The following is a 13,808-nucleotide window of genomic DNA, read 5'->3' on the forward strand; positions in this document are numbered from 1 at the left end:
CTGTCTTTCATTCAGCCCGTGAGGCTGTAAATGTATACCGATGCCTTTTCTAGTAATGGACATTGAAATGTCCGGCCCCGACCCTGGATGGAACGAGATAATTCAGCTTGGTGCTGAATTGTTTGATGATAGCTGGAATGCTCTGGGCACCTACCTCACCAATGTTTATCCTGAGAATGTGGAGGCGTTTACGGCCAGCGCAGAGGAAGTACATGGGCTATCTCTGGACGCGCTGGAAGACGCCCCAATGATTTATGATGTAATACCGGAATTTGAGCAATGGATCAAATCCAAAACCCATGGCGCTCCCCTGCACCAAACGGTGATCTGTGGGCAAAGCGTGATCTATGACATCAACTTTCTACGATTCGCCTATTCGAACGAGAAAATGCGGTGGCCATATTCCAACAAAATGCTGGATTTGCATACCGTGTCCTACTTGTATTTCATGATCCTGGAAAAGAACGGACGCAAAGTACCCCGCTCACTTAGTTTAGGCGCAGTATCAGGTTTTTTTGGCTTTGAGCGCGAGGAAGAGACCCATAACGCACTTGAAGATGCGGAGCTTACAGCAAAATGCTTGAAAGAGATATTCGGGCGATTGGATGATCTGAAAGTTCAGGATAACTCCTGAGTTCAAAAGTTTTCCTGGAAGTATTTCTCAAGTACCTTTTCAGCCTCCTTGTTTTGGGGTGAAAAAGGGTCCCTCGCCCGCTCCCCCTGTCCTAGGCCCGGAAACCACTTCCAGACGAAGCCTCCTGCCATCCAATCCTGTTTCCAGACTTCTTGAAAAAAAGCCTCGTACGTTCTTGCCTGAAGTAGTTCATTGGCGGGTCTGTCCCGATCACTCTCCCAGGGGCGACGGGCCGCAAAATCGCTGCTCATATAGCCAAATTCAGTAAAAAGAATTGGCTTTTGAACCTTGGATGAATATTTCTCCAGAGCCTTCAAATGAGGTTTCCAGCCGTTTTTTAAAGTGACGACATCAGGTGATTGCTCGTCGGAAAGGGGGAAGTAGGCATCTATTCCCACATAGTCCAGTTCGTTCCAAAAAGGGACGTCCTGGTAGACATCCCAGTTCTCGGCGTAGGTTAGTTTTCCTTTGTATATCTTTTTTATATCGCGAATGATCTGAAACCAGAATTGCGGACGCCTTTTAACGAATGTCTGCATCTCAGTGGCGATGCAGTACAAATCTACCTCGGTACTGTCGGCCACCCGGGCAAAATCCAACAGGTACTCTCCGAATCCTTTTTCGAAAGTTTGCCATTCTGCTTCTGTCGCCAACTCGAAATGACCGGTGAATGTGCCGCGTCCTATCCACATATGGGGTTTCAGCATCACCTTCAAACCCCGGTCGTGAGCCATCTGCACACAATGCGCCACGCCGCGGGGCGATTCGCCCCACCATTTCCACTCGTTGTCTTTCACATACACAAAGTCTGCCGTGCCTTCCCGGGTATAGCCGTAAGGCATCAGCGCCACCCACTCAGCGTTAATCTGCTTGACGGGTTGATACGTCGTAGCTTCTAACGAATCGCGAGGCGCCACGAACGCCACTCCCTTAAGTTTTTCCCCGCCGTACCTATAAGCCTTGTCGGAAGACACCGAAGTGCAGGAAAAAAGGTTTCCAAAGAGAACAGATAGTAAAAACGGAAAAAGGGTGTTTTTCATCCTAAAAACTGATTGACATAGTTCCGGCTGGTGAGGATGGCCGATTTGACGTCGGTAATGTTTGCTTCATAAGCCTTATCTTCCACCTCTATTACGACCGGCCCCCGGTACCGGACATCAGTCAGTGCAGCGAAAAAGCCCCGCCAGTTTACATCGCCCAGCCCAGGTAGTTTAGGAGAATGGTACTCCAAGGGATTGGCCAAAATACCGACCTGATCAAGCTTGTCTTTATATACTCTGACGTCCTTCAAATGAATATGATGAAGCCGGTCCTTGAACTGGTAAATGGGCTTTACCTCATCCATCATCTGCCAGACCATGTGCGAGGGGTCGTAATTTAGTCCGAAGCAGCGACTTGGAATTATTTCAAACATTTTGGTCCATACTGCCGGGCTGATGGCCAGGTTTTTACCACCGGGCCATTCGTCATTGGTAAAAAACATGGGGCAATTCTCAATCGCGATTTTAATATTATTTTCCTCTGCCACTTTCACGATCCCCGGCCACACGTCGGCAAAGGTTTTAAGGTTGTCAGCGATGTTTTTGGCGGGGTCCCGGCCAATAAATGTCGTGACGACGGGTACGTTCAGTTTTGCCGCCGCCCGAATCAGCTCTTTAATGTGATCAATGCCAGGTTCTGATTTTTTTGGATCGGGATCTAGCGGATTAGGGTAGTAACCCAAGGCCGAAATACTCACATTTGCACTACGAAGGATATAATGAATATCGTTGATTTTACGCTCATCCAGATTATGGATATCGATATGGGACACGCCAGCGTACCGGCGGCTGTCATCATTGTCGCGGGGCCAGCACATTACCTCCACGCAGCCAAATCCATGGTGGGCCGCAAAGTTTACGGTATGCTCCAGATTGAAGTCTGCAAGTATTGCACTGTTAATTCCTAGTTTCAGCATTTCCATTATTTATTTTGGGCAATTTGTTAGTAATCTCGGTAAAAACTGTTGATTATCCGAATCTGTAAGGTAAGAAGGAAAAGCATATTCGGTAAGCTTTTTGAGCAAAGATCGTCCGGGCAATCCAAGGAGCCATCCACGCCCTACACCGCTCGTCCTAATCCAATAGTGGAAAAACGGTCCGGGTTTTGTAATATTGACAGGTAAATTTAATGTCGCATCTACTTGATTCAGCAATATTATGGCCGAAAATGAGAAAAGCCTGGGCAGGAAACTTCTGAGCTTTTTTATTAAAGACCCGGAAGATATTCGTCCTGCCCCCAGGCCATCATCTGCCACGAAGGCAAGTGGTCCGATACCCGCTCAGCCGGAAATTGTCAACAAACCAGAAAGTGCACCAATCTCGGCCACCGCTGAGGTTGACCGTAAGTTCGTTGAGCATTTTGCTGAGTTATTGGAGAAAGCCAACCTTCCCGGCCCTGACTATTTTGAATTCAAGCAGTCGCTGAAAAGTATGGAAGGGTTGGGACTGAGCGAAGAGAAGCAGTTTCAGGCCTCCTGGGCGAGCTTTAAGGCGATGGCATTAGGCATTACCGATACCTCGGTACTTACATCATCGGCAAACCATTATGGGAATGTGCTGAACAAAGACCGGGAAAGTTTTTTGAAAGATGTCGAAAAGGCCATCGATGATCGGATTGGAAGCTTGAAGCAGGAATCCAAAAAATTGCATGATAACAATACAAGCTATTCCCAGCAGATTTTGGATCTCCAAAAGAAGATTGATGAAAATAACGGGCGCCTGGACAAGATTAATGATGAAGTACAGGAGCAAACCGAAAAAATAAATAGCAGCCGCGCCAGTTTCGATCTTACCTACCAGAGTATGGTGGACCAAATCAATGCGGATATAGAGAAGATAAACAGGTACTTAAAATAATAGTCAATGGGGAACGGGCTTCGGACATCGCCAATTCTCCTGAAATAATTCTGATTGTCCGCTTTTAACTTAACAACCAAAAAAATGGCAGACTTTTCACAACTTGGTGGCGCAGAAGACGACCATAAGAAGTCGTACTGGTCCAAACCGGAGGGAATCACTTCATTGTTGTTTCTTGGCGCGGCGGGTGCCCTGGTACTTTACTACTGGAATATCATCGCCTTATTTCTCATCGAAGTCACACAGAATACCCTCTATTTGGGCATTCTGCTGGCGGCGCTAGCCAAACTGGTTTTTCTGCTGACCAGCAGAGATGTGCGTACGGCGGTATTCTTTCTGTTCAAAACCATGATGCGCAAGATTACCGGTCTGGTAATCAAACTTGACCCCATTGCGATCATGAAGATTTACATCAGTGACCTGAAAGATAAACGGGAGAAGATGCAGGGGCAAATCAATACGCTGGCCGGACAACTTGTCAAGTTGAATAAAAAAATCAACGAGAACAACGAGCAAATCAAGCAGAAGTTCGCTGAGGCTAACAAAGCCAGTGAGCTTTCGCACAAGCCCGGAATGCGCGAAACGGCTCAGCTGGCCACCATTGAAGGTGCGGGCCTGCAGGAGATGAACGAGAAACTGTTCCCGCTCCAGCGGAACATGAAAACCATTCTGGAATTCATGGAAAAGGTTAATACCAGCGCCGACTATTTCATTAAAGAAACCGAAATAAAGGTCAAGCTCAAGGAAACCGAGTATAAAATCGTGAAGGAAAGCTCGAATGCACTGCGCACGGCCATCAGTATTTTTAAAGGGAATCCTGACAAAAAATTCTACTTCGACGAGTCGATGGAGTACATCCAGGATGACATGAGCCGTAAACTCGGGGAGATGAAGCGGGCGATGGATCTTTCCATGGACTTCATCAATGGGGTAGACGTGCAGAACGGCATTCTGTCTGACAAAGGTCAAAAGATGCTGGAAGCCTATAATCAGGGAGAGTTTTCCCTGGTGGATCTCAACGCTCCCGAACCTGTACCGACCACGATTTCAATAAACCCGCCGAAAGATTCTAACTATCGCGGTCTGTTGGACTGAGTGACAGTTTTTAGTGATTGGCAATCATAACAGTCAATTTTTTGCAAAACGTTAATTAACAACAAGTATCAACTTCAACATCCTCTAGAATGAAACGACTTACCGTAGCTGGTCGCTTGATTGTCACCGCATTGATTTTGGCCGCCTTATATTTTGGATTTAAGTACTTTGGTGGTCAGAAAGCCCTCGAGTCGATGGCAGATACTGCCCGCATCGAATCGGCCGAGGGTACTTCGGAATACAAAACGCCTGAACCTGGCTCATCTGCCTCCTCCGACAACTCTGCCTCAGATGTGGCGGGATCATCGTTCGACTACGACGCTCCCAAACCAGTCAATGGAACACTTAAAGGGGTAGTTGAACTGGGAGCAAGCGGCTTTAATTCTTTTATTATAAGCGTGGACCCGCAAAAGCGCTGGAAACTTGAAAAGGCAGAATTCGGCAATAGCCTGGTGACAGAGAACATGGCTACCGACGCCGATGTACGTATGGGGCTGAAGCGTTATATTGGCAGCATGCTCGACTACGGGGTGAGTGGCAAGAACATCCATTTCGTGGTCAGCTCGGGTGCGGCCAAAGCCGAGGTAACCAGTAAGATTACTGCTGCCCTTAAGTCGCTGGGATACCAGGTAAACCAGGTGACGCCACAGCAGGAGGGAACCCTTGCCTTGAAATCCGTACTGCCTGAACTGTACGATCAACGGGCTTTCGTTACGGACATAGGATCGGGAAATACCAAAATTTCCTGGTTGGAAAGCGGTAAAGTCAGGGCCATAGAAACGTACGGAGCTAAGTATTTTCAGGATAATGTGCAGGATGACAAAGTATATAGCGAAGTAATGGCCAAAGCGAAGCAGGTGCCAACCGACCGCCGCAAGACCTGCTTTATCATTGGCGGAGTTCCTTTCGAGATGGCAAAAGAAGTCCGAAAAGGAAAAGAACGATACACAGTCCTGAGCGCACCCGATGCTTACAAGCTAGATAATGCCAAGTCAAAGGCTGGTATCAATATCTATAAAGCCATTGCCGACGCCACTGGAACTGACCAGTTCGTATTCGACTGGGATGCCAACTTTACCATTGGTTTCTTGCTGGAACTACCCTGAAAACAAATTTAACATCAATTGGCAGGGGCAGGGGACTTCCCCTGCCTTTAAAAGGTATTGGGAAGTAGGACAAATACTAAATTCTGGATTCTCGGGCTGGTGCTGTTCCTCGTACAGTGCCAGCCCGATGATCCGCTTATGGCTACCTGGAAAATCGTCAGAATCAGCTACCAGCCCAGTCCGCTCGCTACGCCGGAAGATTATGAGCAGGGCCAGCAGATCAAAGCGATGGGTTCAGGTTTTCAAAATTCAACGTTTGCGCTTTACGAAGGACAACGCTCTGCTTTTTTCTCCACCCAGACTCCTTACCGACAGGGTACCTGGCACCAGAATGGCAACCGACTTATCCTAAAAATCGGTGAAAAGGCCCAGTTCGCGTTTGATATTATAGAACAAAACGATCAAATGCTGATTTTACTACTCGGAGAGGTAGGCCCTACCGAAGGGGAGCTGACATTGGTATGCCAAAAAAGCAAGCAGTACATCTATGATGATGTGGATTTGTTGGCCCCAGAACAAAATGAGTGGCGGATCAAACCTAAAACGAAGCAGACTGACCATGAAATCCGGATGCGGGCCATTGCGCACCTGGATTATCTCATTCACTACTTCAAGTGTGTCGTCAAAAACAAACAAACGTATTTTGAAACAGGGCTTGTCAATTCGCCGTTCGTATTCTATGCGCACGGTCTTGGTTTAAATAAAAACAGTCCTTCCGGAGAGCGGTGGCAGTCATACTTTTACGATCGGCAGGATGCTCAAAAAGCATTTGAACAGTTGAAAAAATCAGTAGGGAAAATGGAAAAGTACCCTAAAGCAGCCACCTTTACGGAAGAGTACCTGCTTGCTTTCCAAAAAATGCGAACCTATTTTGACGAATGAATTTTATATTCAGATCAATGTCAGCGATGAACAGAAAAGCCACGCGCGGCGACTGGTGGAACACTCGCTGGCCAATCATCGCGTAGCCAATATTTGGGACAGGTCCGACAATAAAAAGGTTCACACCCGCATGCTGAGGTACACGGGTAGTTTGGGAGAAGTAGTTTTCGCTGACTTTTACCAGCTTCCCCGACCGCAACGTTCCTTTGGTGCAGTGGATGGACAGGACTGGGGGCAGGATTTTGTGCTAAGAACAGAGGACGGCTTTTTTTCGCTTGACATAAAAGCGATGAAAAGGCAAACAGGCATTTTGGCGGCTGATTATGTGCTAAATATTCCGGCTTCACAGCTGCATAAACCAAACTCCCGAACAACACACTATTTTTGCCTGTCGTTTCACCAGTCCGAGCAGCAGGGTACGGTGGCTTCCCTGTTGGGCTTCGTGGATAAAGAAGCCGTTGAAAAAGGCGAATTGGGGGTACTTTATAGGGCCGGAACCAAAAGAATCCGTGCCGACCGAACAGAATTTATGTTTCAACAGGATACGTATGAGATCCTGTTTAAGGATGTTAGTTCACCGATAATCACTGAGCGCATAGAAAAACTGGTGGGATTCAGAAAGTGCAAACTTAAAGAAGGTCACACCTGACAATAATGCATGGCTTCACTAACGCGTAATTACGACCAGAAAAAATTGCTGGGTCAGGTGTATACACCACCAGTCATCGTCCAGAAAATATTAAACGAAGCAGGAATCAATGACGAAAATTTTCCGGGTAAATCTATTCTAGATCCGGCGTGCGGAGATGGACGATTTTTAGTTGAAGTCGTTAGACGTATTGTCCAATACTCTGCTAATTCTAATCTTGAAAAAAATTTGAGTTATGTTTATGGTTGGGATATTGACCAGAAAGCTCTTGATCTTTGCCGAATAAATCTAAATAAAGAAATTGAGAACCTGGATGTAACAATAGATTGGAATCTCTTTAAAAAAGATGCATTACACGAACTGGAATCCGATTCTAAATTCGACTTTATAATAGGCAACCCTCCTTATATCAGAATTCAGCATTTGCTCGTCAGACAACGAAACTTTTTACAGGAAAAGTATAGTTTTTGCAAATCAGGTTCGACTGATACATATATCGCTTTTTTTGAGTTGGCAGCTAAGCTATTGAGTTCAAATGGCGTTTGTGGCTTCATTACGCCAAACTCCTATTTTTTTTCTGAGACTGCACGCGTACTCAGAAGGTACTTTGAAGAAAAACAAAACCTGATCGTTATTACAAACTTTGGTTCAATTCGCGTATTTGAGAATACGGGTACTTATTCTGCTATCACTGTATTCGGTAATTGTAACAGAGAAGCATTCAGGTACGAACTATCCGATTCTGATTTCGCCTATAGTGGTCGGGAAATTACATTTAAAGAATTAGGCGAAAATGATCTTTGGCAGTTAGATGCTTCCTCACCTCAAAGCAGCAATGGTGAACGACTAGGCGATATTTGCCAAATTTCAGTCGGAATAACCACACTAAGTGATAAGCTTTATCTATTTAGCATTCAGGAAATTATCTCAGATGAAATTGCCAAAGTGAGGTCGAAGGCAGGTACCTTGGCAACCATTGAGCGCAGTTTGCTGAAGCCAATCATTAAAGGGTCAAGGTTAAAAAATAGCGAAGAACCTATCTCAGAGTATATTTTGTTTCCATATTTAAAAAATAGTGAGGGAAAGCACGAAATTATTCCTGAGAAGAACATGAAAAGCGATTATCCCTTTGCTTATGCCTACTTGCTGAGCCAGAAATCTGGATTGGATAAACGCGATAATGGCAGACCGAATACAGTTGCATGGTATGCTTTTGGCCGGGCGCAGAGTCTCGATAAATCTTTTGGCAAGAAGATTGTTTTTTCCCCTATGAATAAGCAGCCAAAATTTATTCTTTATGAGAATGAGTCAGCTACGATTTACTCCGGCTATTTTATTAAATACAAAGGGGATTATCACAGGCTTCTTACCCAATTGAATTCTGAAAAAATGGCAAATTACATGGCCATTGCCGGACGTGATTTTCGGGGAGGTTGGAAGGGGTATAGCAAAAAGATTGTTGAGAACTTTCGCGTTGACATAAACAATCTTTAGTGATTTGATCAAGTAAAATTAGTGTGTAATCAATTTTGAATTTAATAAGTAGTATGCCCATCGATTATTCAAATATTCCTTCTCCTTGTTATGTACTGGATGAAAGTCGTCTAAGATCTAATCTTTCTTTGATCGATGAGGTACAAAAAGCTGCGGGTTGCAACATCATTCTGGCATTGAAGGCTTTCTCGATGTACAGTGTTTTCCCGGTAGTTGGAGAATATCTGAGCGGGGCCACGGCTAGTTCGCTGAATGAAATCAAGCTTATTAATGAATTTTTGGGCGTCAAAGCCCACACTTATATTCCGGCTTATCTGGATGTTGAATTCGATGAGGTTTTGAAACGAAGCAGTCACCTTACTTTCAATACCCTCAGCCAATATAATCGTTTTATAAGGCGGGTTCAGGACTATAACCAGACTAATCCTGAACAGAAAATTTCGGTTGGCATTCGCGTCAATCCCCAGTACTCTGAGGTAGAAGCTGAAATGTACAATCCGTGCATTGCCGGTTCTCGACTGGGAGAAACCCGCGATAAATTTGGTGAGACCTTACCCGGAGGCGTAGATGGCATCCATTTCCACACCCTCTGCGAGAATGGCTCCGAAACTCTTCAGCGGACCTTGGCGGCTCTGGAAGAAAAATTTGGTGACCTGTTGTATCAGGCCAAATGGTTAAACATGGGTGGGGGACACCTCATGACGCGGCAAGGTTATGACACTGACCTGTTGATCCGTTTGGTTAAGGCAATTCGGGCAAAATATGATCTTGAAGTGATTTTAGAGCCCGGCTCGGCTATTGCCTGGCAAACGGGAACCCTGTACTCAACGGTGCTGGACATCATGGACAGCCAGGGAATCCATGTTGCGATCTTGGACGTTTCCTTCGCCGCGCACATGCCTGACACCCTCGAGATGCCTTATAAACCTCGAATTGAAGGCGCTCATCATGAGCCTGTGGAGGGCAAGCCTACTTACCGTCTTGGCGGAATGACCTGTCTGGCTGGGGATTATATGGGAGATTACTCATTCGACCGCCCTCTCGAAATTGGGGATAAGCTGGTGTTTGAGGACATGATTCATTACACAATGGTGAAAACGACGACTTTTAACGGAGTAAACCTGCCCTCAATTGGCATTTGGCAAAAAGACGAAACTTTTCGTCTTGTCCGGAGCTATGGTTATGAGAGTTTTAAAGATCATCTATCTTAGAATCTAATCAAAAACCCCAATCCGCATTGCCGAAAGCCGACTGCTTTTCCGTACCTTTGAATCCCGTAATCAAAGAAAAAAAAGCTACGTCTTATGGCTGCAAATGCACCCAAGACCGCTAAGTACATTTTCGTTACGGGCGGCGTCACATCTTCACTGGGCAAAGGAATTATTGCCTCTTCACTGGCCAAACTACTGCAAGCGCGGGGGTTATCGGTCACTATCCAAAAATTCGATCCATACATCAATGTCGATCCCGGCACTCTCAACCCTTATGAACACGGAGAGTGTTACGTTACGGATGATGGTGCCGAAACTGACCTTGATCTGGGTCACTATGAGCGTTTTCTGAACGTCCGAACCTCTCAGGCCAACAACGTTACGACGGGCCGAATATACTATAACGTCATCATGCGTGAACGGCGGGGGGACTTTCTGGGTCGCACCGTGCAGGTAGTTCCGCACATCACCGATGAGATCAAGAAAAACATGATGCTTCTCGGCGAAAGTGGTGACTACGATGTAGTTATCACTGAGATTGGGGGGTGTGTGGGCGACATCGAATCGCTGCCGTTTATTGAAGCAGTGCGGCAGATCAAGTTTGAATTGGGTGAAAAAGACACACTTATCATTCATCTTACCTTGATTCCGTACTTGAGTTCGGCAGGAGAATTGAAAACCAAGCCTACACAGCACTCCGTAAGGATGTTGCAGGAAGCCGGAATTCAGCCTGACATTCTGGTGTGCCGTACTGAACATCCTCTACCAGACGACCTCCGCAAGAAAATCGCGCTTTTTTGTAATGTGCAGATTAACTCGGTAATCGAAGCGATGGACGCCGAAACAATTTACGATGTACCACTGCTGATGCGAAAGGAGAGGCTCGACCAACGGGCACTGTACATGCTGGACATTTACAACGACCAGGATGCCGACCTCGATTCGTGGAAAAGTTTTCTCTCTAAACTCAAAAATCCAAGTGATTCAGTTCGCATTGGACTGGTAGGCAAATACGTGGAATTGCATGATGCCTACAAGTCCATTGTAGAATCGTTCATTCATGCCGGTGCCATGAACGAGTGTAAGGTCCACATTGAGTGGATTCACTCCGAGACCCTGACTCCTGAAAATGCTTTGGAAAAGCTGCAAAACCTGGATGGCGTACTCGTGGCTCCTGGTTTTGGAGAGCGCGGTATTGATGGTAAAATTGAAGCTATCCGCTATGTTCGTGAAAAGGGCATCCCATTCTTCGGAATTTGCCTGGGTATGCAAATGGCTGTAATTGAGTATGCCCGCAACGTGTTAGGCATGGAAGGAGCCCATTCATTCGAGATGGATAATGATTCCCCGCACGCGGTCATTCATCTGATGGCCGACCAGAAGAACGTGGAAGACAAAGGTGGTACCATGCGGCTGGGAGCCTACGATTGTAAGATCAAAAAAGATTCCTTGGCGCACAAAATCTATGGTAAAATGAATATCAGCGAGCGACACCGCCACCGATATGAATTTAATAATGAATATCTGAAAGCCTTTGAAGAAGCAGGGATGCACGCCACCGGTATCAATCCCAAAAATAATTTGGTAGAAATGGTTGAGTTGACGGAACACCCATTCTTCATTGGCGTTCAATTTCACCCCGAACTTAGAAGTACGGTTATGAGTCCTCATCCACTGTTTGTTCATTTCGTAAAAGCGGCCATGGAGTACTCATTGAAGAAACGCGCTGTTCATCAGTAGTTCGCACCACTTGGATAAGGTTCAATCCCATACTCCCGAAATCTTCCTTACCTTTGCGGACTTAAATCACTTAGGTGTGTTCGTTTAGTGGTAAGTCTGATTTCTTAACTATTTCACAATCAATGAAAAATGCTTCATTCGATAAAGTATGAAGCTATTTAAGGCAATCTTTTGGGTAAACCGGAAATTCGGGTTAAGCCGACAACAGGTAGCCACCAGCCCTTCTTAAAAATGGAAAAAAATCAAGTTATTGGTTTAGTACTTATTCTTCTCATGCTGATTGGCTACCAGGTGCTGGTACCACGGGAAGAACCAGCTCCCGTAGCGCAGGAGCAGGTGCAGCAGGTAGAGCCTTCGATTCCTGTGGCCGATACGTTATCGGCCCCGGACACAACCCAGAACAGAGCAATCTACGGCGACTTCGCCGCTGCCGCCCAGGGGCAATCGCAGGATCTTACGATCGATACGAAAGACGCAAAGGTTGTTTTTTCAAATCAGGGCGGAATGTTGAAGGAGGTTTTACTGAAGAATTACAAAACCTACGACGACAAGCCGCTTTACTTGATTTCCGATGAGCATACCCGGTTTCAATTCAATTTGCCAACGGCAAAAGGAAACATTGATCTGGCCAACCTTTATTTCAGTTCCACCTCCACCAGCCAAACCCTTGCCGAGGGTGACTCTGCTGTGATTAAGTACCGCTTAGCGCTGTCCGAAAATCAATTCGTGGAGCAAACCTACGTTGTTCGTGGTTCGGGCTTTTTGATCGACTATGGCATTCAAACCAAGGGGGTAGGCCAGACGGGCCAGCCCCTGCAATTTGGCTGGCAGAACGAAATGATGCAATGGGAAAATGACATGACCGAAAACCGTAAGGCGGTCACGATCAACTACTATACCGACGAACTTGAAAGTCTCAGCCCGGCCACCGATAGCAATGTCGAAGCCGCTGCCGAAGAACCCGTGCAATGGTTCACGATGAAATCAAAGTACTTTTTGGCAGGTTTGGTAGCGGAGAAGTCGCCTTTGCAGGGGGTTAAAGTGGAGGCCAGGGTAAATCCCGCAGACACCGTAGTGGTAAAATCACTGGAAGTCCAGGCCATGGTACCTAGTGCAGCGCTGCAGGATGGTACAGCCCGTTTTCAGTATTACCTTGGACCGAACGACTACCAGGTATTGAAAGAGCTACCCATTGTGGACTTTGACGAAAACGTTTACCTGGGATACGCATTTTTAAAGCCCATCAACGAGTACATCCTTGTGCCGCTTTTCAATGCCTTGGAAAAAGTTTTCTCCAACTATGGTATTCTGATTATTTGTCTCGTCTTAATCGTCAAGACGCTATTGACACCGCTCACTTACAAGTCGTACGTGAGCATGGCCAAGATGCGCGTGCTTGCCCCGGAATTGGCAGAATTAAAGGAAAAGAATGGCGATGACATGGCCAAGCAGCAGCAGGACCAAATGAAACTCTACCAGCAGGTGGGAGTGAGTCCTTTGAGTGGCTGCGTGCCGGTGGTGGCAACGATGCCCATACTCTTTTCTCTGTTTTTCCTGTTTCCAAACCTTATTGAACTACGAGGTCAGTCATTCTTGTGGGCCAACGACCTGTCGACATACGATTCTTTTATCAAACTACCATTCACTCTGCCATTTTATGGCAGCCACGTGAGTTTGTTTACACTGATGATGACCGTATCGAGCATCGCTTACGCTTACTATAACAATCAGATGACGCCTACCCAGCCGGGGCCCGTCAATATGAAATTTCTGAGCTACGTGATGCCATTGATGTTCATGTTTGTTCTGAACAATTTCCCGGCCGGACTGACATTTTATTATTTTGTGTCAAACGTTGTAACGATCGCCCAGCAATTAATCATCCGCCGTTTTGTGGATGAAGACAAAATCAAGAGAATTCTGGATGAGAACCGCGCTAAAAATGCGAACGGTGAGAGAAAGCAAACGAAGTTTCAGAAGTACCTTGAAAAAACGCTTCAGGCAGGTGAAGAAGCAAAGCGAAAGCAGGCTGAACTGGAGAAAACCAAGAAGCCAACGCGTAGGCCCAAAAAGTGATTGCGTGTGAAATGTAAAGGAGGG

The 13,808-nt window shown here is 46.1% G+C and carries 12 protein-coding genes; 10 read left to right on the top strand and 2 right to left on the bottom strand.

Going from position 1 to position 13,808, the window contains the following annotated elements:
- Nucleotides 1-40: 40 nt before the first annotated feature.
- Nucleotides 41-634: a 3'-5' exonuclease gene (locus IE117_RS19955; RefSeq protein WP_189566423.1), complete on the top strand. Its 594-nt coding sequence runs from the start codon at nucleotides 41-43 to the stop codon at nucleotides 632-634.
- Nucleotides 635-636: 2 nt separating this feature from the next.
- On the opposite strand, the gene IE117_RS19960 is transcribed toward IE117_RS19955, so the two are convergent.
- Together IE117_RS19960 and IE117_RS19965 are read right to left on the bottom strand one after the other, a co-directional pair.
- Nucleotides 637-1,674 (bottom strand): glycoside hydrolase family 113, encoded by a 1,038-nt coding sequence (locus IE117_RS19960; protein ID WP_189566425.1) that lies wholly within the window; start codon nucleotides 1,672-1,674, stop codon nucleotides 637-639.
- On the bottom strand, nucleotides 1,671-2,591 hold the full coding sequence (locus IE117_RS19965) for a sugar phosphate isomerase/epimerase family protein (protein ID WP_189566426.1): 921 nt from the start codon (nucleotides 2,589-2,591) through the stop codon (nucleotides 1,671-1,673). The genes IE117_RS19960 and IE117_RS19965 overlap by 4 nt, the downstream gene beginning before the upstream one ends.
- Before the next feature lie 241 nt (nucleotides 2,592-2,832).
- On the opposite strand from IE117_RS19965, the gene IE117_RS19970 reads away from it, so the two are divergent.
- The 9 genes from IE117_RS19970 to yidC all read left to right on the top strand — a co-directional run bounded on the left by IE117_RS19970 (nucleotide 2,833) and on the right by yidC (nucleotide 13,784).
- Nucleotides 2,833-3,531: a hypothetical protein gene (locus tag IE117_RS19970; protein WP_189566427.1), complete on the top strand. Its 699-nt coding sequence runs from the start codon at nucleotides 2,833-2,835 to the stop codon at nucleotides 3,529-3,531.
- Nucleotides 3,532-3,615: 84 nt separating this feature from the next.
- The gene (locus IE117_RS19975) at nucleotides 3,616-4,626 is read left to right on the top strand and encodes a hypothetical protein (protein WP_189566428.1); all 1,011 of its coding nucleotides are present in this window, start codon (nucleotides 3,616-3,618) and stop codon (nucleotides 4,624-4,626) included.
- An 89-nt stretch (nucleotides 4,627-4,715) separates the two neighbouring features.
- Nucleotides 4,716-5,732 carry a hypothetical protein gene (locus IE117_RS19980; RefSeq protein ID WP_189566429.1) on the top strand — a complete coding sequence of 339 codons (1,017 nt, stop codon included), beginning with the start codon at nucleotides 4,716-4,718 and terminating at the stop codon, nucleotides 5,730-5,732.
- A gap of 138 nt (nucleotides 5,733-5,870) precedes the next feature.
- Nucleotides 5,871-6,614, top strand: coding sequence for a hypothetical protein (locus IE117_RS19985; RefSeq protein ID WP_229581186.1), 744 nt, complete (start codon nucleotides 5,871-5,873; stop codon nucleotides 6,612-6,614).
- On the top strand, nucleotides 6,604-7,263 hold the full coding sequence (locus IE117_RS19990) for a hypothetical protein (protein ID WP_229581188.1): 660 nt from the start codon (nucleotides 6,604-6,606) through the stop codon (nucleotides 7,261-7,263). Before IE117_RS19985 ends, IE117_RS19990 begins: the two co-directional genes overlap by 11 nt.
- Before the next feature lie 9 nt (nucleotides 7,264-7,272).
- Nucleotides 7,273-8,757, top strand: coding sequence for an HsdM family class I SAM-dependent methyltransferase (locus IE117_RS19995; RefSeq protein WP_189566437.1), 1,485 nt, complete (start codon nucleotides 7,273-7,275; stop codon nucleotides 8,755-8,757).
- Between the two features lie 53 nt (nucleotides 8,758-8,810).
- Complete coding sequence (gene nspC / locus IE117_RS20000; RefSeq protein WP_189566439.1) at nucleotides 8,811-9,968, top strand: carboxynorspermidine decarboxylase; 1,158 nt, start codon at nucleotides 8,811-8,813, stop codon at nucleotides 9,966-9,968.
- 93 nt (nucleotides 9,969-10,061) lie between these two features.
- The gene (gene pyrG, locus IE117_RS20005; RefSeq protein ID WP_189566441.1) at nucleotides 10,062-11,708 is read left to right on the top strand and encodes a CTP synthase; all 1,647 of its coding nucleotides are present in this window, start codon (nucleotides 10,062-10,064) and stop codon (nucleotides 11,706-11,708) included.
- Nucleotides 11,709-11,939: 231 nt separating this feature from the next.
- Nucleotides 11,940-13,784, top strand: a complete 1,845-nt coding sequence (gene yidC / locus IE117_RS20010) for a membrane protein insertase YidC (RefSeq protein WP_189566443.1) — start codon at nucleotides 11,940-11,942, stop codon at nucleotides 13,782-13,784.
- Nucleotides 13,785-13,808: the final 24 nt, after the last annotated feature.

The sequence above is a fragment of the Persicitalea jodogahamensis genome (genome assembly GCF_014651615.1).
GTDB lineage: Bacteria > Bacteroidota > Bacteroidia > Cytophagales > Spirosomataceae > Persicitalea > Persicitalea jodogahamensis.

What these genes read in the sequence shown, in the direction of transcription:
- IE117_RS19955 (WP_189566423.1), top strand. Translation starts at nt 41, where the DNA reads ATGCCTTTTCTAGTAATGGACATTGAAATGTCCGGCCCCGACCCTGGA.
- IE117_RS19960 (WP_189566425.1), bottom strand. Translation starts at nt 1,674, where the DNA reads ATGAAAAACACCCTTTTTCCGTTTTTACTATCTGTTCTCTTTGGAAAC.
- IE117_RS19965 (WP_189566426.1), bottom strand. Translation starts at nt 2,591, where the DNA reads ATGCTGAAACTAGGAATTAACAGTGCAATACTTGCAGACTTCAATCTG.
- IE117_RS19970 (WP_189566427.1), top strand. Translation starts at nt 2,833, where the DNA reads ATGGCCGAAAATGAGAAAAGCCTGGGCAGGAAACTTCTGAGCTTTTTT.
- IE117_RS19975 (WP_189566428.1), top strand. Translation starts at nt 3,616, where the DNA reads ATGGCAGACTTTTCACAACTTGGTGGCGCAGAAGACGACCATAAGAAG.
- IE117_RS19980 (WP_189566429.1), top strand. Translation starts at nt 4,716, where the DNA reads ATGAAACGACTTACCGTAGCTGGTCGCTTGATTGTCACCGCATTGATT.
- IE117_RS19985 (WP_229581186.1), top strand. Translation starts at nt 5,871, where the DNA reads ATGGCTACCTGGAAAATCGTCAGAATCAGCTACCAGCCCAGTCCGCTC.
- IE117_RS19995 (WP_189566437.1), top strand. Translation starts at nt 7,273, where the DNA reads ATGGCTTCACTAACGCGTAATTACGACCAGAAAAAATTGCTGGGTCAG.
- nspC (WP_189566439.1), top strand. Translation starts at nt 8,811, where the DNA reads ATGCCCATCGATTATTCAAATATTCCTTCTCCTTGTTATGTACTGGAT.
- pyrG (WP_189566441.1), top strand. Translation starts at nt 10,062, where the DNA reads ATGGCTGCAAATGCACCCAAGACCGCTAAGTACATTTTCGTTACGGGC.
- yidC (WP_189566443.1), top strand. Translation starts at nt 11,940, where the DNA reads ATGGAAAAAAATCAAGTTATTGGTTTAGTACTTATTCTTCTCATGCTG.